Origin of the sequence: Agrobacterium bohemicum, from assembly GCF_001562555.1 — a bacterium.
GTDB classification, from domain to species: Bacteria; Pseudomonadota; Alphaproteobacteria; order Rhizobiales; family Rhizobiaceae; genus Agrobacterium; species Agrobacterium bohemicum.
Map to the genome: position 1 here is coordinate 483301 of NZ_KQ961024.1, position 18058 is coordinate 501358.

Genomic DNA, 18058 nt, shown 5'->3' on the forward strand with positions numbered 1-18058 from the left:
GGCCCATGAAAAATCTTAATGTACTTATCGTGGTGGGACGGCGCATGGGCAGGATGGTGTAACCATCCGGCGAAAGCACCCATGCGCTGAACGAGGCTCCTCAAGGGGCCTTTTTTTATGTCTTCACACGGGTCATATGGCCCGACGATATCCAAAGCCAAATCGGGATGGAACAGGCAATGACGGATAAGGACACTACGGACAACAGCAACACCATGACGGGCGCGGAAATCGTTCTGCGAGCCCTGAAGGATAACGGCGTCGAGCATATTTTCGGCTATCCCGGTGGTGCGGTTCTTCCGATCTATGACGAGATTTTCCAGCAGGACGATATCCAGCACATTCTCGTTCGTCATGAACAGGGTGCAGGCCACGCCGCTGAAGGTTACGCCCGTTCCACCGGCAAGGTCGGCGTTATGCTGGTCACATCCGGCCCCGGTGCCACCAATGCCGTTACGCCTTTGCAGGACGCCTTGATGGACTCGATCCCGCTGGTGTGCATTTCCGGCCAGGTTCCCACATCGTTGATCGGTTCCGATGCGTTTCAGGAGTGCGATACGGTTGGCATCACGCGTCCCTGCACCAAGCACAACTGGCTGGTCAAGGACGTCAATGAACTCGCTGGCATCATCCACGAAGCCTTCCGCATTGCCCAGACCGGCCGTCCGGGGCCTGTTGTTGTTGATGTTCCCAAGGACATTCAGTTCGCAACAGGTACCTACACGCCACCTTCAGCCGATATTCAGCAGAAGAGCTACAAGCCGAAGGTTCAGGGCGATCTGAACGCCATTCATGCCGCCATCGAGCTGATGTCGAAGGCTCGACGCCCGATCCTTTACACCGGCGGTGGTGTGATCAATTCCGGCCCGGAAGCCACGCGGCTGCTGCGTGAACTGGTTGAACTGACTGGCTTCCCGATCACGTCTACCCTGATGGGTCTCGGTTGCTACCCAGCGTCGGGTGAAAGATGGCTGGGAATGCTGGGAATGCATGGTTCCTACGAAGCCAACATGGCGATGCATGATTGTGACGTCATGGTCTGTGTCGGCGCACGTTTCGACGACCGTATCACCGGGCGTTTGAATGCCTTCGCGCCGAACTCCAAGAAAATCCACATCGATATCGATCCATCCTCGATCAACAAGAACGTACGCGTCGACATTCCAATCGTTGGGGATGTTGGGCGTGTTCTGGAAGATATGGTTCGTTTGTGGCGGGCCTTGCCAGCTAAGCCCCCGAAGGCGCAGACGGAAGAGTGGAATGCGGAGATCACCCGCTGGCGTGCGCGTAAGTCTTTCGCCTACAAGAATTCCAAAGATGTCATCATGCCTCAATACGCCATCCAGCGTCTGTATGAAGCATCGAAGGGCCGCGATACATACATCACCACGGAAGTCGGTCAGCACCAGATGTGGGCTGCACAGTTCTTCGGCTTCGAAGAACCGAACCACTGGATGACATCCGGCGGTCTCGGCACCATGGGTTATGGCCTGCCTGCCGCCATCGGCGTTCAGGTTGCGCACCCGGAAGCTCTGGTTATCGATATCGCCGGTGATGCGTCTATTCAGATGTGCATTCAGGAAATGTCCTGCGCCATCCAGTACAGCCTGCCTGTCAAGATTTTCATCCTGAACAATCAGTATATGGGCATGGTGCGCCAGTGGCAGCAGTTGCTGCATGGCAACCGCCTGTCCAACTCCTACACGGAAGCCATGCCCGATTTTGTCAAGCTGGCGGAAGCCTATGGAGGCGTTGGCATGTATTGCGATGACCCTCGCGAACTGGACGACAAGATTGCCGAGATGATTGCAGTGGACAAGCCTGTTATCTTCGACTGCCGCGTGGCCAATCTCGCCAACTGCTTCCCGATGATCCCATCGGGTAAGGCCCATAACGAGATGCTGTTGCCGGATGAAGCAACCGACGAAGCCGTTGCCAACGCCATCGATGCAAAGGGCCGTCAGCTAGTCTGATCGGGAGAGGGAACACGGATATGAACGCACACCTACAGCCTACCGGTTCGGCCTACTTCATTCAGAAGGAAACGGAAACCGTTGAAAATCATACGCTCTCTGTTCTTGTCGCCAATGAGCCGGGCGTTCTCGCCCGCGTCATCGGCCTGTTTTCCGGTCGCGGTTACAACATCGAAAGCCTGACCGTTTCGGAAACAGAACACGAAGCGCATCTGTCGCGCATTACCATCGTCACGCGCGGCACGCCGGGCGTGCTGGAGCAGATCAAGGCGCAGCTGGAGCGTATCGTTCCGGTTCACACGGTTGTCGATCTGACAGTCCGCGCCCGTGACATGGGACAGGAGCGCCCGATCGAGCGTGAAGTCGCGCTGATCAAGGTCGCCGGTTCTGGCGAAGACCGCGCCGAAGCGTTGCGGCTTGCCGATGCGTTTCAGGCAAAAGTGGTCGATGCGACAGTGGAGCATTTCATTTTCGAAATCACCGGCAAGTCTTCGAAGATCGACCAGTTCATCTCGATCATCAAGCCATTGGGCCTTATCGAGATTTGCCGGACTGGTATTGCGGCCATGAACCGTGGTCCGCAGGGAATGTGATTTTACAAGTTTGTCCGAATAGAAATGCCCGCAGTTCTTGCTGCGGGCGTCTTGGTATATCCAGAGAAATGCTTTGAGACGAAAATCACAACAGACGTGGGCGCTGTATTGCCGTAGCTACCTCGTGACCATCGGCCTTTTGATGCTGGCTGGATCTGCGTTCACGCTCTATCTCGCATATAACGGTTCGATTTTCCTGCAATGGTGGGCTCTTGCCATCATAGGTACACTGGTTTGCGGCGGTGCCGCGCTTATTGGGATTGGTCTTTTGGGTAGCCATTCGCTTGTGGATAAATGGGCGGACGCGGCATCCTCCCATGAGGCCAGCGTGGTTTTGATGGTGATCTCGTTTCCGGTCTATTGCGTCTTGAAGCCGTTTTACCAAACTCGGTAAGTCTGCTCCAAGCTGATTCAGGTGGTTGTTATCTTGAATCCATAAAACACGCCAAGCCCATAAAATCCTTACAGCATCTCCAACGGCACCTTCTGTGCCGGCGGCGGAAATGCTGCATCCAGTGCCGCCCAGTCCTCATCGCTAATATCCAGATCGGTTGCACCTCGATTTTCGGTGACGCGTTCCGGGCTTGCGCTTTTCGGTATCGCTATCACACCGTCACGATCCAGCAGAAAGGCCAGGGCGACCTGCGCGGGCGTCGCTTGATAGGCTTTTGCGATACGGATGAGTTCATGGTTTTTGACGAGCCGCCCTTGCTCAATTGGAGAGTAGGCCATCAGGGGAACGCCGTGGCTTTGGCACCAGGGCAGAAGATCATATTCAGGGCCGCGTCTGGACAGATTGTAAAGCACCTGATTGACCGCGCAGTTCTTGCCGTCTGTAAAGGAGAACAGTTCTTCCATATCGTCGGTATCGAAATTGGAGACGCCCCAGTTGGTGATTTTGCCGTCCGCTTTCAACTTTTCGAAGGCACTGACGGTTTCCTCCAGTGGGTGCGAGCCCCGCCAGTGCAGCAGGTAGAGGTCGAGGCGGTCTGTTCCGATACGCTTCAGGCTACGCTCGCAGGCGTCGATGGTGCCTTGCGCGCTGGCATTGAATGGGTAGACTTTACTGACGAGAAACACTTGCTCGCGTATATCAGCGATGGCTTTGCCGACGACGTTTTCCGACCTGCCATCCGCATACATTTCCGCCGTATCGACCACCGTCATTCCAAGCTCGATTGCCTTGCGGATGCTGGCGATCTCGGCGGTTTCTTCGTTGGGCTGCTCACCCATATTCCACGTCCCAATCCCAAGTGACGGAATGCTGAGACCGGAGGGGAGGGTGACGGTTGGAATATCGTCGAACATATGGTCGCTCCGTTTTGATGAGGTGCATCTTAAACCAGTGAGCGGGCGGGTCGATCCATCAAAACTTATGGGTATGTTCAATCAGGCCGTTGGCACGAACAGGGCATGAAAAAAGCCCAGGGTTTACCCTGGGCTTGGTTGGAGTTCTGGAAAAGATCAAAATTCTTCCCAGGATGCGTTGGTTGCTGCCGCTGCCGAACCGCCGCCGAAAGCTCCTGCCACCTTTCGCATCAACTGGCGTGTTGGCGAGGGGGCGGGGGCCGATGAGGCCGATGCGAGTTGGACTGGTCGCGAGGAAGAGCCGTCGCCGAGGTTGAACTGCGTAATCAGATGGTTCAGGGCCGCAGCTTCCTTTGCGAGGCTATGGCTTGCCGCTGTCGACTGTTCGACCATGGCGGCATTCTGCTGGGTGCCCTGGTCCATGGTGTTGACGGCGGAGTTGATTTCCTGAATGCCGACCGACTGTTCGCGCGCAGATTCCACGATGGCGTTTACGTGCTGATTGATGTGCTGCACTTCGGAAACGATCTCTTCCAGTGCCTTGCCCGTGTTGCCAACAAGCTGAACGCCCGATCTCACCTGTTCGCCGGAAGTGACGATCAGTGTCTTGATTTCCTTGGCGGCCTTTGCGGAACGCTGTGCCAGTTCACGCACTTCCTGCGCAACAACCGCGAAGCCCTTGCCTGCCTCACCAGCGCGTGCCGCTTCAACACCCGCATTCAGTGCCAGAAGGTTGGTCTGGAATGCAATTTCGTCAATGACGCCGATGATGTTCGAAATCTCACTTGAAGACTTTTCGATCTGTTGCATGGCAATAACGGCATCACGAACGACCAGGCCAGAGTTTTCTGCGCTGAGACGGGTCTTGGTAACGAGACTGCCGACTTCTTCTGCGCGCTTGGCCGAATCGCGGACGGTTGTCGAAATCTGCTCCAGTGCTGCCGCCGTTTCCTCGACGGATGCAGCCTGCTGTTCGGTCCGCTTTGAGAGATCGTCGGCGGCAGAACGGATTTCGTTGGCGCCGGCGTCGATACCGCGCGCATTCTTGCCCACGGAAACCAGCGCCTCATTGAGCTTGCCAACGGAGTTGTTGAAGTCGCTTCTGAGCCTGTCAAGATGAGCCACGAAAGGTGTATTGATGCGATGAGCGACATTGCCGTCTGAAAGCTGGCCAAGACCTTTCGCCAATTCATCGACTGCGAACTGAATCTCGGACGCGTCCTGTGCCTTTTGGGCTTCACGTTCCTGGCGGTCTTTTTCGCTCATCGAGCGATTGGCGTCTGCTTCGCGTTCCATCTGGATTTTGGCGATGGCGTTGTCCTTGAAGACCTGAACGGTTTCGGCCATCTGCCCGATTTCGTCCTTGCGACCAACGCCAGGAACGTCCAGATTTGTTTCGCCGCTAGCCAGACGCTTCATGGCGTACGTCATGGCCAGCAATGGCCGTGAAATTCCCGAACCGATCATCAAGCCCGCAACGAGCGCGATAACGATTGCACCGGCAAGGCTGCCCCATATCATCGTGATGGAAGACGAGATGGCAGCTTCGTTTGCTGCGGCACGTTTGACCAGCAGTGCATTTTCGTCGGCCTGAAGGTCTTTGATGAGACCACGCAGGCCATCAAAGTAAGTCTTGCCCTGCGAGGCATCCAGCTGCTGGTTCAATTCGGCAATCGAAACGGTGTCGGCTATGGCGCCACGCGCCTTGATTTGCGGCTCGGAGAAGTTTTTCTGCCAGTCGCTCATAGCCTTTTCGATTTTATCCAGACGACCAACCTGCGTAGGATTGTCGCTGACCATCGCTTTTACGTCTTTGATCTTTTGATAGATAGCTTCTTCGCCTTGACGATAGGGAGCAAGGAAATCCTGTTTGCCAGTAATGATAAAGCCGCGCATGCCGGTTTCCATGTCCACCGCAGATGCGGTGATGGAATCCGTTGCCCGCAGCACCTTGTTGGTATGGTCGACCCAGCCATTGCTTGAAATCATGGAAGAAATGCTAGTAAGGGCAATTGCACCTATCGCAATTGCAAGCAGTACTGGCGCTGATGTACCAGATACGACTTTCGATTTGGTGGAAAGGTTCTTGAAAGAGAACATATTTTCCCGGCCCCTTAGTGTAAGTTATTGCATTGTGGGTGAGCATGGCGTTGCTCCGAACAACTTTATTTTTGTTTTCGGGGTTTTCTTTGGGAAAGCCGTCGTGTCGTTCTGGTCGTGTCATGGTACGGTCGAATATCCCTAATATCTTACCCGTACAAAATGGGAGAATATTGGAGATCAATTTATTGTTAGTTAATATTCGAATATTGATAAATGATAATTATCCATGACTAAAAGACCTGTGAGTTGATGTTATCCAGCACTTCTCGGGTGCTTTCTAACTTTAGCAACCGCACCTTTATTCTTCTTTCGTTCTTTTTCAGTTGCACTTCACGCTCGAATCCTGCGAAGAGAACGCATGCAATTTTCACCACAACAGGATGAAGCCCTGAAGGCTGTTTCGCGCTGGCTGAAAGAAGGCCGCACGCCGGTTTTCCGCCTGTTTGGTTATGCAGGCACGGGCAAAACGACGCTGGCCAAGCATTTCGCTGAAAATGTCGACGGTGAGGTTCTGTTTGCGGCCTTCACAGGCAAGGCTGCGCAGGTTTTGCGCTCACGCGGGGCGACGAATGCCCGCACCATCCATTCGTTGATTTACCGTCCGCGTGGCGAAGAGGCCGTTGAGAACGAGGAAACCGGCAAAACATCCATTGCACCGATGTTTTCCATCAACCGTCAGAGCCCGCTTGCCAAGGCAGCGCTCATCATCATCGACGAATGTTCGATGGTGGATGAGCAGCTCGGTCGTGATTTGATGAGCTTCAGCACACCGATCCTCGTACTGGGTGATCCCGGGCAACTTCCGCCCGTTTCTGGCGGTGGCTTCTTTACGGATCAGGAACCCGATTTTTTGCTGTCGGAAATTCACCGTCAGGCAAAAGACAACCCTATCATCCAGCTTGCCATGGATGTGCGTGAGGGTAAGGAAATCATGCGCGGCGACTACGGTTCCGCTCAGGTTATCTCCAAGAATGAAGTGACGCAGGGGCTGGTTCTCGATGCAGACCAGGTGCTGGTCGGTACCAATCGCACGCGCCGCCGTTACAATCAGCGTCTTCGCGAATTGAAGGGTTTCGTTGCCGATTATCCGCAGTCCGGTGACAAGCTGGTGTGTCTTCGCAACGATCCCGCCAAAGGGCTGCTGAACGGCTCTTTATGGCAAGTGATGAGTTCGTCGCGTGAAACCGTCAAACCAGGCATCAATCTGATGATCCGTCCTGAAGACGACGATATGGATCGCGGCGCAGCAAAGATCAAACTGTTGAAGGCCGCGTTCGAGGAAACGGAAACCGAAATACCGTGGACGACACGCAAGCGTTACGACGAGTTCGATTATGGCTATGCGCTGACGGTGCATAAGGCCCAGGGTTCGCAATGGAACAACGTCGTGCTGTTTGACGAGAGCTTTGCATTTCGTGATTCGCGAGAGCGCTGGCTCTACACCGCGATTACCCGCGCGGCTGAAACACTGACGATCGTACGCTGAACGAAAAACGCCCGACGCGATTTTACAATCTGCGTCGAGCGCTCTTATGTGTCCTTTGGAAACCGTTTCACTCTTGCTCGGCTGGTTGCCGGTCGGAGCTGATCACGCCCAGCATAAATGCTTTGGCAACGGCCTGAAAACGATTGTTTGCGCTGACTTTTTGCATCACCCGCGCCTCCAGCTTCTGAAGCTCATCGCCGGAAATGCCGAGTGTTCTCGCCAGCCGGACAGGGGCATAGCCTTCTGCCATCAGCTCGAGGCATTTGCGCTCCAGCGTGTCCAGCTGGACGTCGCCGCCGGTGAGTGTGTCGGCTTCGGAGCCGCTATCGTCGGTCACAAGAACATCGCTGATCTGCTGAATTTGACGGCGTACGGACGATATCTCCCCAGCCAGTTCGCTTTTGCGAGCGTTCAGCACATTCTGGAAAATTGCATCCGCCTCAGCCTGGCTAGGTGCATCGGCCAGTTTCTGCATGATGTCCTGGATGGTCGCGACCGGGATGCCGATCTCGCGGCAGAAATTGACGACTGCCATGCGGCGCACATCATGATGCGAATAGATTCGCATCAAGCCGGCGCGGCGGGACGAAATGATCTCTTTTTCTTCGTAAAAATGAAGTGTGCGGTGTGTTACGCCGAACATGCTGGCCATGTCGGCAATGCCAACAGGTTCTGGTGGCATATAGGATGGTTGTGGGATGTCCGGCAGAAAACCCTTGCGTTTTGTGGTCGCAACATCCTGATAAAGTGATGTCTTCGATTCTTCTGCATCGCGCATCGGCTTTGCCCTCCAGCGGACGTCATTGCGCGCTCTGCCGGGAATGGAGCGTCGCACTGGGAGTTCCTCTTGAACGAGTTCGTCGATTCCCCCATCGAGATTGGGGTGCAATTTCAGATTTGTTTCTAAATAAAAATAATCACTCGACATAATTAATCCCCAATACCCAACGCGCGTAAAATGCAACCGCCGGAATTTGGTTCCAAAATTTTATGATTATTTTGGTGGGGACGCTTGCGGCATGCGCCATAGTAGGGGAAACAAGGCCTTCTGATGTTGAAAACAAGCGATTATCACCATGCCAGCCAAGCTCTCCGTTAATCTCAATGCTGTCGCGATGCTGCGCAATCGTCGCGATCTTCCATGGCCGGATGTCGCGCATTTCGGTCGCCTTGCGCTCGGCGCTGGCGCCAGTGGATTGACGGTTCATCCCCGTCCGGATCAGCGCCACATTCGTTTTTCCGACTTGCCCGTGCTGCGCGCGCTCATCGATGACGAGTTCCCGCAAGCTGAGTTCAACATCGAGGGCTATCCGACCGAAGACTTTCTGTTGTTGTGCGAGGAAACACAGCCGGAGCAGGTGACGCTGGTACCGGATGATCCTGCGCAGGCCACATCCGACCATGGCTGGGATTTTCGAAAGCACGCCGCTTTCCTTAAAGAGACGGTGGCGCGGTTGACGTCTGGAGGCATGCGGGTGTCATTGTTTGCCGATGGTGATGGGGATGAAGAGGCGGTTCGGCTAGCAGCGGAAACGCGCGCGGCGCGCATCGAGCTTTACACCGGGCCCTATGGCGGCTGTTACGACAATCCCGAACAGGCGAAAATCTGGATCGAAAAGCTTGGGACAACCGCTGATCATGCAAAGGCTTTCGGGTTGCAGGTCAATGCAGGTCACGATCTGACCGTTGCCAACTTGCCAGCGCTGGTCAAGCGTATTCCCGAGCTGGCGGAGGTTTCCATCGGTCATGGGCTGACCGCAGATGCGCTGGAATATGGAATGGCAGAAACGGTACGGCGTTTTTGCAACGCCTGTGGTCAGGCGATTTCATAACTATCGTCAATTTTTGGATTTATATTGTATCCGCGCACCATACTGCGCGGATATTTTTGTTTTAGAAGGGCAGATTTTATGCAGGAGCATCACGTTGTCGTTGTTGGGGGAGGCTTCGGCGGACTGCAAGTCGTTCATGGGTTGAAGGGTGCGAATGTCCGCATCACCTTGATCGATCGTCGCAACCACCACCTGTTCCAGCCGCTGCTTTACCAAGTAGCGACGACAGCACTGGCGACATCCGAAATCGCCTGGCCGATCCGGCGGCTTTACCGGGATCGGCGGGAAGTCACGACGCTGCTTTCGGAGGTCGGCGGCATAGACCGGCAAAACCGCAAGGTCATTCTGACATCCGGCGAGACGGTACCCTTCGATACGCTGGTGCTGGCCACCGGCGCACGCCATGCCTATTTCGGCAATGACGCCTGGGAAAAACATGCGCCGGGCCTGAAAACTCTTGAGGACGCAACGACCATTCGCCGCCGTCTGTTGCTGGCTTTTGAACGCGCCGAGCTTGCCTCGACGGAAGAGGAAAAACAGGCGAATTTGACCTTCGTGGTCATCGGTGCTGGCGCGACCGGCGTCGAGATGGCCGGAATGATCGCAGATCTGGCACACAAAGTGTTACCTCCAGAGTTTCGCAATGTCGATACGCGCAAGACGCGGGTCATGCTTGTGGAGGCAGGGCCAAGGGTTCTGCCTGCCTTTACCGAGGAACTGTCGGCCTACAGCAAAAAGGCACTTGAAAAGCTGGGCGTCGAGGTGCTGCTGGGAACTCCCGTTTCCGACTGCACGGAAGAGGGCGTCAAGATCGGCGACGACTTCACACCCGCCCGTACCATCATCTGGGCAGCCGGTGTTCAGGCATCGCCTGCCGCGAAATGGCTGGATACGCCATCGGACAGGGCAGGGCGTGCGGACGTTGGTCCGCAACTGAACATTCCGAGCGATCCCGACATCTTCGTCATCGGAGACACTGCATCCGTCATGCAGGACAATGGCAAGCCGGTGCCGGGTGTCGCACCGGCTGCGAAACAGCAGGGCGCCTATGTGGCTGAGGTCATCAAGTCACGTCTTGCTGGAAAGACTGAACAGCCCGCATTCCACTACCGCCATCAGGGCAATCTCGCGACCATAGGCAAGAGTGCAGCAGTTGCCGATTTCGGCAAGATCAAGCTGACGGGTGTTCTGGCATGGTGGATATGGGGTCTGGCCCACATCTACTTCCTGATCGGAACCCGCTCGCGTCTTGCCGTGGCGTGGAGCTGGCTGTGGATCTATCTCAGCGGCCAGCACAGCGCGCGGTTGATAACGCAGAAAGAGACGTTGAAGGATGAGGCGTGAGCATAACGCTGTCTCCCTGGGAGGCATGACGTTGCACCCAACCCCTGTCACCCTCGGGCTTGACCCGAGGGTCTATCCACGGTCAACGTCATGGTTCGTTGGATCCTCGGGTCAAGCCCAAAGATGACGTTGTGTGGCGCAGTGGCGTGTGTCTTCAAAGGGGAATGGTATTCCCAAGCCCTTGTAGCTACCTCAAGCCGAAAGAAGTGCCGCCTTGTGCACCTTGAAGAACGCCTCGGTCGTCTGTGACTTCTCGCCCGTCAGCGTTTCGTAATCAGCTGTCACGAGATCGAAATTTCCGGCGGCGATGTTTGCGTCGGCGGATGCCAGCATTTCTGCCACGAAGCCGGGAAGACCAGCGCCCTCTATGCCCTTCTGTAAATCGGCAGGAGATACCTTCACGACAGCCAAAGGTTTTCCGGTGGCTTGGGAGATGATTGCGGCGATCTCGTCGGCGTTCAGCGACTGTGGTCCGGTGATGGTGTAGGTCTTGTTTTCCGGCTGACCTTTGGCCAGCACTGCGGCTGCTGCGCGGGCGCAGTCATCACGCGACACGTTGGAAACCTTGCCTTCGCCCATAGCCGTAAACCACTGACCGCCCTGCAGATTGTGCGGCATGCCATGCAGGTAGTTATCGTTATACCAGGCATTGCGGATAATGGTGTAGGGCAGGCCGCTGGCCTTGACCGCTTCTTCAGTGCCCAGATGGTCAGGTGCGAAGGTGACGAGCGACTTGTCCGGGTTCGGCATGGACGTATAGGCGATGTGCTTTACACCGGCTTTTGCCGCTACGGCGACAGCTGCCTTGTGCTGGGTCAGGCGCTGGCCTGGGACGGCCAGGGCATCCGTGGAGATGATCAGTACCGTGTCGATGCCGGTGAAGGCCGCGTCCAGCGATGCAGCATCATCGAAATCGGCATTGCGCAATTCAACACCCTTGGAGCCAAGGCTTGAGAGTTTCGACGCATCGCGGCTGGCGGCCACAATGTTCGATGCGGGCACTTTATAGGTTTCCAGCAAGTGGTGGATGATAGCCTGCCCAAGGTTGCCGGAGGCGCCGGTTACGAGAAGCTTGTTCATCGTATAGTTCCTTTTTCAATAGTCTCAAAAAGAGAGTAGGGATAGAATAGGAATTGACCGCGATCTGTAAAGAAGGCATTTTTACCGCTCTACGTTACCAAAAGGGAACCACCATGACAGCGACTGTATCCAGATTGAAGCCAGCAGCTTTGGCCCCGACGCCCGATTTCGCCAATCTGGATTTTGCAAACTGCCCGGTGCGTGACCTGCTCAACCACATCGGCGGCAAGTGGTCCACTTTGCTGCTGCAAGCGTTAGCTGAACGGCCCTACCGATTCGGCGAACTGCGCCGCATGGTGCCGGATATTTCCCAGCGTATGCTCACTCAAACGCTGCGTGATCTTCAGCGCGACGGCTATATTCACCGCGAGGTTTTTTCCACCAAACCGCCAAGCGTTGAATACAGCATGACACCGCTCGGTCGCTCGCTTTACCGCCCGTTGTCAGAAGTGATCAACTGGGCGCTGGAAAACCACGACGCGGTAAAGGATGCGCGCCAGCGCTTCGAAGTGTGAGCTTCTCCCACGCGCCGGAAGCAACCCTTTGCTGATGTTGCGGCGCGTCAATTCGTAATTTTCCTTCAAAAATTGCTTGACCCCAATCAAAGCTCCCCTTAAACAACCTTCGAACCGTACCGTACGGTACATAACGTTTCAGGTGGAGTGGGCAAGGTGGGGACCGATCCGATCACAGCGCAGGAATTTTCGCCGCGTCAGAACGCTGTTCTGGAACAGGCTTTGCGTCTTCTGGTCGAGGGCGGGGAAAAAGCGCTGACCACATCTGGACTCGCTCGTGCCGCCAACTGTTCCAAGGAAAGCCTCTATAAGTGGTTCGGCGACCGTGACGGTCTGCTGGCCGCGATGATCACCTTTCAGCAGAGCAAGGTTCGCACCTTCGAAAAGGCAGGCGACCGTGTTTCTGCGGCACAGCTCACCGACCACCTTGAAGTTTTCGCCCATGATCTGCTCGACGTTCTCGCTGGCGATGTCTCGCTGGCATTGAACCGGCTTGCGATCGGCCAGGCCAGCCGGGATGGCTCGAAGCTGGGGAACCTGCTTCTGGAGCGCGGTCGCCGCCAGATCGACAAGCGCGCACGCGGCCTGATTGAGGCCGGTCGTCGTTCCGGTTATCTGCGCTTCGATGATCTCGAAGACGCCTATCGCAGCTTTTATGGCCTGATCGTTTCCGACCTGCATGTGCGCATGCTGCTTGGTGAAGCGCAGCAGGCAAAGGATTTCTCGGCGCGGGCGCGCAAGGCCGTTTCGGCCTTTCTGGCGCTCTACGGCACGGAGAAAGTACATTCGGAAATTGGCGCAAAGGTCGCCTGAATTTTCGGTCGCAACAACTTGATTTAGCACAGGAAGGACTATCCAAATGCGCGTTTATTACGATCGTGATGCCGATCTCAATCTCATCAAGGCTAAGAATGTCGTCATCGTCGGTTACGGCTCGCAGGGTCGCGCCCATGCGCTGAACCTGAAGGACAGCGGCTCGACTAACGTTGTTATTGCCTTGAAGGCCGGTTCCGGCACCATCAAGAAGGCAGAAGCCGATGGCTTCAAGGTCATGACCGTTGCCGAAGCTGCCAAGTGGGGTGATCTTTTGATGATGGCAACGCCTGACGAACTTCAGGCCGACATCTACAAGGCAGAAATCGCCGACAACATTCGTGACGGCGCAGCGATTGCTTTCGCACACGGTCTCAACGTTCACTTCGGCCTCATTGAGCCGAAGGCTTCGCTCGACGTCATCATGATCGCACCAAAGGGTCCAGGCCACACGGTTCGCGGCGAATACCAGAAGGGCGGCGGCGTGCCTTGCCTCGTTGCCGTTCACCAGAACGCTTCCGGCAATGCTCTTGAGGTTGCTCTTTCCTACGCCTGTGGCGTTGGTGGTGGTCGCTCTGGAATCATCGAAACCAACTTCCGCGAAGAGTGCGAAACCGACCTCTTCGGCGAACAGGTCGTTCTGTGCGGCGGTCTCGTTGAACTGATCCGTGCCGGTTTCGAAACGCTGGTCGAAGGCGGTTATGCGCCTGAAATGGCCTATTTCGAGTGCCTGCACGAAGTTAAGCTGATCGTGGACCTGATCTATGAAGGCGGTATCGCCAACATGAACTACTCCATCTCCAACACTGCAGAATGGGGCGAATACGTCACAGGTCCGCGCATCATCACGTCCGAGACGAAGGCTGAAATGAAGCGCGTCCTGCACGACATCCAGACCGGCAAGTTCACGTCCGACTGGATGCAGGAATACCGCTCCGGTGCCGCCCGCTTCAAGGGTATCCGCCGCATGAACGACGTTCATCAGATCGAAGAAGTCGGCGCAAAGCTGCGCGGCATGATGCCTTGGATCGGCAAGAACAAGCTGGTTGATAAGTCAGTCAACTAAGCTTCATTGCTGGGATTGAATTGCGAAAGGCCGGAGCGAAAGCTCCGGCCTTTTTGTTTGAGATAACCTTTCAAAGCCGCGAAGCGACTAAACTGCGCTTATATCGCGCCATATCCGAAAGATCATGCCACCATTTGAAATTGGGTTTTACCGTTATGTACAAAGCATGCTTTCGTAAAAAGGCTCAGCTCGACGTGATTTGGAAGGCGAAGGTCATGGATGTCGGGTAACGCCTTGTTATCTGCGTCGAACGAGCGGTCAATCTGCGAGATGAAACCGAATATGACTCCGACTTGCTTCGCAAAATCATCAAGAGCGCGAACCTGCTCCGAAAGCGGAGGCTTATGTCTTTGTTGATCGAGGACCTGCAAATAGTCGATGACAGCTACCGTTCCGGGTTTTGATCCCGATAGATGACTGATGATGTAATCGGCACTGATTTCATCAGAAGTGATAATTTCAAGGCTGTCGCTGATACCGGGCGCTTTCTTTTCCAAAGACTGGACGTGTTTTATCGCCTGCTGTTCCGTAAATTCCAGCGTGAACAGGACCGCCCTTCGATCGTCATTGATTGAATCAATTAAAAGTTGCAATCCTAATTTGGTTTTCCCATGCCCTGGACGTCCCGCAAACAGCAGCATGTCGCCGTTATGCAACTTAGCTAGTAGGCTTTTGGGTTGTGGGTAAGCTGCCATGCAGGCGGATAGCATACTCCACCGCTGAAATCCTTCTTCTTGGGCAATCTGATCCAAAACTTCATTGAGTGGAATGCGACTGTCGCGAGAGATGAGTTTAGCGCGGCGTTTCAACTGGAATATAGGCGCAGAAAGTTTCATCAAAGAGCTCCATTACAAGCTAAAACGCAAACCCTCCTCATGCGTCGCCCGAACAGATGGCTCGATATTTTTATCTCTCTGCATGTCTGATGCTTACCCGAAGGGAGGGGGGAGGCGCGAGATCAACCTTGTTGCAGGCTACCGAACCTATTGATTCGGCGCAATCACACCCTTCGTCAAAATAAAGCAGCCATAAAACCGCGTTTCACCGGTCGTGATCACGCAGTAAGCGTCCTTTGCCTGCTCATAGAACGCAAAGCGTTCGATGCCGTACATCGGTGCTGACTTGCCTTCGGCAGCATCGACTTCCTTTTGCACTTCTGCCTGCACCGGCTCGATCTGGTCGGGTGCGCCCATGACTTCCATGCGGCCGACGGAGGGCTGAAGGGGGGTGTCGAGGGGGAAAACCGAGAGGATGGCTTTCATGGCGCGGGCGGCAGAGATGTTTTCCATGCGAAGGACCTGTCCGACATTGGTCGACTGCGCGACGCTATCGGATGGAAAGTTGGTATCGGTGACGACGAGCGTGTCGCCATGGCCCATGGCGCGCAGCGCGTGAAGCACATCGGCATTCAAAGCCGGATCGATATTCTTGAGCATTGTTTCTCCTCCATCATGCATAAAATCAGCGGTCTGCAATCGAGCCGGAAATTGTGCCGCCGTCAATCCATCGTGATGCCGATTGTAGACTCTGCGCAGAGGATGTATTGCGAAGGCACCTATGGAGGAGGCGCGTAAATTTTAAAAAAAGCGTACCAAAATACGATAAGTCAGCATTGCTGACCTATCGTGTCTTCGCTACATTTATGCGCACAAGAACACACAAGAGGAAACGAACCCATGCTCGATTGGGAACAGATTTTTGCCACGCGCTCATCGCGCATGAAGGCGTCCGAAATCCGCGAATTGCTGAAACTGCTGGAGCAGCCGGATATCATTTCCTTTGCTGGCGGTATTCCTGATCCTGCACTGTTTCCCGACCAGGAATTCAAGCAGGCTTACGCGGATATTTTCTCAGGTCCGCAGGTCAATTCTGCTCTGCAATATTCCGTCAGCGAAGGCTACAAGCCGCTGCGCGAATGGATCGTTAAGGACATGGAAAAGATCGGCATCGACTGCTCGGTCGATAACGTCTTCATCACCTCCGGTTCACAGCAGGCGCTGGATTATCTCGGCAAGCTGTTCCTGTCACCAAACGATACGGCGCTGGTAACGTGGCCGACCTATCTCGGCGCTCTCTCGGCCTTCAATGCCTATGAGCCGACCTATGATCAGTTGAACCCCAACGGCAACCGCACGCCACAGACCTACCGCGACAATGCCGCCAAGACCGGTGGTGCCGTCAAGTTCGCCTATCTCTCTGCAGACTTCTCCAACCCGACCGGCGAGACGGTTGATCTTGCTGGCCGCAACCGGGTTCTAGAACTGGCCGACGAGATGGACATCGCCGTCATCGAAGATGGCGCCTACCAGAATCTGCGGTTCGATGGTGAGCCGGTTACGCCGATCCTGGCGATGGATATTGCCCGCAGCGGCGGTATCGAGCAGACACGCACCATCTATTCCGGCAGCTTCTCCAAGACGCTGGCGCCCGGCCTGCGCGTTGGTTTCGTGGTTGCCGCCATGCCTGTCATCCGCAAGCTGGTGTTGATGAAGCAGGCGGCCGATCTGCATTCCTCGACCATCAACCAGATGGCCGTCGAGCACGTCGCATCGCGTGGTTTCGACAAACAGGTCGCCAAGATCAAGGCTGCCTACAGCGCGCGCCGTGACGCGATGCTGGTGGCGCTCGAAAAATACATGCCCAAATCAGCCCGTTGGGCCCGGCCCGAGGGCGGTATGTTCATCTGGGTAACCTTGCCGGAAGGCATGGATGGCGCAGAACTGCTGGCCAAGTCTCTGGCAACCGAGCGTGTTGCCTTTGTCCCCGGCAAGGCGTTCTTTGCCGATGGCTCGGGTGCCAACACGCTGCGCATCAGCTTCTCCTGTGCCAATGAGCAGATGATCGATGAGGGCATCAAGCGCCTGGGTCGCCTGATCGCTGGTGCGGAAACAACGTCGAATGCGACGATGCCGCTGGTTTAAATGCCAGCGTTCTTGATCAATAATTAGGTCTTCCTCGGGCTTGTCCCTAGGGTCTAACGCACCACAACATCAAACGTGATTAGACCCTCGGGCCAAGCCTAAGGGTGACGAAAATTTATGTTTCATGTTCCCAAGAAAGGGTTCTCTCATGACCAGCCAGCACGCATTTCAGCAAGTCGATGTCTTCTCGGCAGAACCGCTCAAGGGAAATCCGCTTGCCGTCGTCTGTGATGCCGATGGCCTGTCGGATGAACAGATGGCGGCTTTTGCCAATTGGACCAACTTAAGCGAGACGACGTTCATTTTGAAACCCGTATCGCCGGATGCCGATTACCGGGTGCGGATATTTACGCCGAACAAAGAATTGCCGTTTGCTGGCCATCCAACCCTTGGCACATGTCACGTCTGGCTATCCCGTCAGGAAAACACCGGTAGGACCGAGGTGGTGCAGGAATGTGAAGCGGGTCTGGTTCGGGTCAGGGTGTCGGATGGCAAGCTGGCATTTGCCGCACCACCCTTGCGCAAATCCGGCCCGGTCGATGCCGAAACGCTGGCCAAGGTTGGCGCAGCACTTGCGCTTTCACCAGACGCCATCGTCAATGCGAACTGGACGGATAACGGTCCCGGCTGGCTATCGCTTCTGCTGCGGACACGCAAGGACGTGCTGGACATCAAGCCAGACTACGGCTCGCTTTATGAAGGTTTCCATGTCGGCTTGGTTGCGCCGTGCGGTAACGACATCGAGGCCGATTTCGAGGTTCGGGCATTCACCGATGGTTACGAAGATCCGGTTACCGGCAGTCTGAATGCAGGCATTGCGCAATGGCTGATCGGCCACGGGCTTGCACCGCACACCTATGTCGCAAGCCAGGGCACGGTTCTTGGCCGGGCAGGGCGCGTCAGTGTCGAAAAGATTGGCGATGATATCTGGATCGGCGGCGCGGTGACGGTCTTGATAGAGGGTACAGTAACGCTGTGACATGCTTCTAAATCCTGCCTGTCACATACATGTTATGGATTTGTG

The 18058-nt window shown here is 55.4% G+C and carries 17 protein-coding genes; 11 read left to right on the plus strand and 6 right to left on the minus strand.

The features are described from left to right. Window positions 1-179: 179 nt before the first annotated feature. From ATO67_RS05430 to ATO67_RS05440, 3 genes are all read left to right on the plus strand, one after another. Complete coding sequence (locus tag ATO67_RS05430; RefSeq protein WP_067645385.1) at window positions 180-1973, plus strand: acetolactate synthase 3 large subunit; 1794 nt, start codon at window positions 180-182, stop codon at window positions 1971-1973. A gap of 20 nt (window positions 1974-1993) precedes the next feature. After that, complete coding sequence (gene ilvN / locus ATO67_RS05435) at window positions 1994-2566, plus strand: acetolactate synthase small subunit (protein WP_067645387.1); 573 nt, start codon at window positions 1994-1996, stop codon at window positions 2564-2566. A 73-nt stretch (window positions 2567-2639) separates the two neighbouring features. Next, complete coding sequence (locus tag ATO67_RS05440; RefSeq protein WP_158667345.1) at window positions 2640-2960, plus strand: hypothetical protein; 321 nt, start codon at window positions 2640-2642, stop codon at window positions 2958-2960. Between the two features lie 68 nt (window positions 2961-3028). On the opposite strand, the gene ATO67_RS05445 is transcribed toward ATO67_RS05440, so the two are convergent. Further along, complete coding sequence (locus tag ATO67_RS05445; protein ID WP_067645391.1) at window positions 3029-3874, minus strand: aldo/keto reductase; 846 nt, start codon at window positions 3872-3874, stop codon at window positions 3029-3031. Between the two features lie 156 nt (window positions 3875-4030). Next, complete coding sequence (locus tag ATO67_RS05450; protein WP_425352184.1) at window positions 4031-5863, minus strand: methyl-accepting chemotaxis protein; 1833 nt, start codon at window positions 5861-5863, stop codon at window positions 4031-4033. Between the two features lie 472 nt (window positions 5864-6335). Here ATO67_RS05450 and ATO67_RS05455 point away from each other — a divergent pair, with 472 nt between their 5' ends. After that, complete coding sequence (locus ATO67_RS05455) at window positions 6336-7463, plus strand: ATP-dependent DNA helicase (RefSeq protein ID WP_067645395.1); 1128 nt, start codon at window positions 6336-6338, stop codon at window positions 7461-7463. Window positions 7464-7530: 67 nt separating this feature from the next. Here the strand turns inward: ATO67_RS05455 and ATO67_RS05460 are convergent, their stop codons facing one another. Then, entirely contained in the window at window positions 7531-8241 is a 711-nt protein-coding gene (locus tag ATO67_RS05460) for a MerR family transcriptional regulator (protein WP_067645397.1), read from the minus strand. A 298-nt stretch (window positions 8242-8539) separates the two neighbouring features. Here ATO67_RS05460 and ATO67_RS05465 point away from each other — a divergent pair, with 298 nt between their 5' ends. Together ATO67_RS05465 and ATO67_RS05470 are read left to right on the plus strand one after the other, a co-directional pair. Further along, complete coding sequence (locus ATO67_RS05465; RefSeq protein WP_067645399.1) at window positions 8540-9295, plus strand: pyridoxine 5'-phosphate synthase; 756 nt, start codon at window positions 8540-8542, stop codon at window positions 9293-9295. Between the two features lie 78 nt (window positions 9296-9373). Continuing rightward, window positions 9374-10639, plus strand: a complete 1266-nt coding sequence (locus ATO67_RS05470) for an NAD(P)/FAD-dependent oxidoreductase (RefSeq protein WP_067645401.1) — start codon at window positions 9374-9376, stop codon at window positions 10637-10639. A gap of 192 nt (window positions 10640-10831) precedes the next feature. Here the strand turns inward: ATO67_RS05470 and ATO67_RS05475 are convergent, their stop codons facing one another. Next, entirely contained in the window at window positions 10832-11719 is an 888-nt protein-coding gene (locus ATO67_RS05475) for an SDR family oxidoreductase (RefSeq protein ID WP_067645403.1), read from the minus strand. A gap of 113 nt (window positions 11720-11832) precedes the next feature. On the opposite strand from ATO67_RS05475, the gene ATO67_RS05480 reads away from it, so the two are divergent. From ATO67_RS05480 to ilvC, 3 genes are all read left to right on the plus strand, one after another. Continuing rightward, window positions 11833-12234, plus strand: coding sequence for a winged helix-turn-helix transcriptional regulator (locus ATO67_RS05480; protein WP_067645405.1), 402 nt, complete (start codon window positions 11833-11835; stop codon window positions 12232-12234). Between the two features lie 156 nt (window positions 12235-12390). Further along, window positions 12391-13047, plus strand: a complete 657-nt coding sequence (locus tag ATO67_RS05485) for a TetR/AcrR family transcriptional regulator (protein WP_067645640.1) — start codon at window positions 12391-12393, stop codon at window positions 13045-13047. A gap of 46 nt (window positions 13048-13093) precedes the next feature. Further along, a complete protein-coding gene (gene ilvC, locus ATO67_RS05490; protein ID WP_067645407.1) occupies window positions 13094-14113 on the plus strand; it encodes a ketol-acid reductoisomerase in 1020 nt (339 codons plus the stop codon). A 122-nt stretch (window positions 14114-14235) separates the two neighbouring features. Here ilvC and ATO67_RS05495 read toward each other — a convergent pair whose 3' ends face one another. Both ATO67_RS05495 and ATO67_RS05500 read right to left on the minus strand, forming a co-directional pair. Next, on the minus strand, window positions 14236-14949 hold the full coding sequence (locus tag ATO67_RS05495; RefSeq protein ID WP_067645408.1) for a DNA helicase: 714 nt from the start codon (window positions 14947-14949) through the stop codon (window positions 14236-14238). Between the two features lie 147 nt (window positions 14950-15096). Beyond that, entirely contained in the window at window positions 15097-15549 is a 453-nt protein-coding gene (locus tag ATO67_RS05500) for an RbsD/FucU family protein (protein ID WP_067645410.1), read from the minus strand. 240 nt (window positions 15550-15789) lie between these two features. Here ATO67_RS05500 and ATO67_RS05505 point away from each other — a divergent pair, with 240 nt between their 5' ends. Both ATO67_RS05505 and ATO67_RS05510 read left to right on the plus strand, forming a co-directional pair. Then, window positions 15790-17034 (plus strand): aminotransferase-like domain-containing protein, encoded by a 1245-nt coding sequence (locus ATO67_RS05505; RefSeq protein WP_067645412.1) that lies wholly within the window; start codon window positions 15790-15792, stop codon window positions 17032-17034. 148 nt (window positions 17035-17182) lie between these two features. Then, window positions 17183-18013 (plus strand): PhzF family phenazine biosynthesis protein, encoded by an 831-nt coding sequence (locus tag ATO67_RS05510; RefSeq protein ID WP_067645414.1) that lies wholly within the window; start codon window positions 17183-17185, stop codon window positions 18011-18013. Window positions 18014-18058 lie beyond the last annotated feature (45 nt).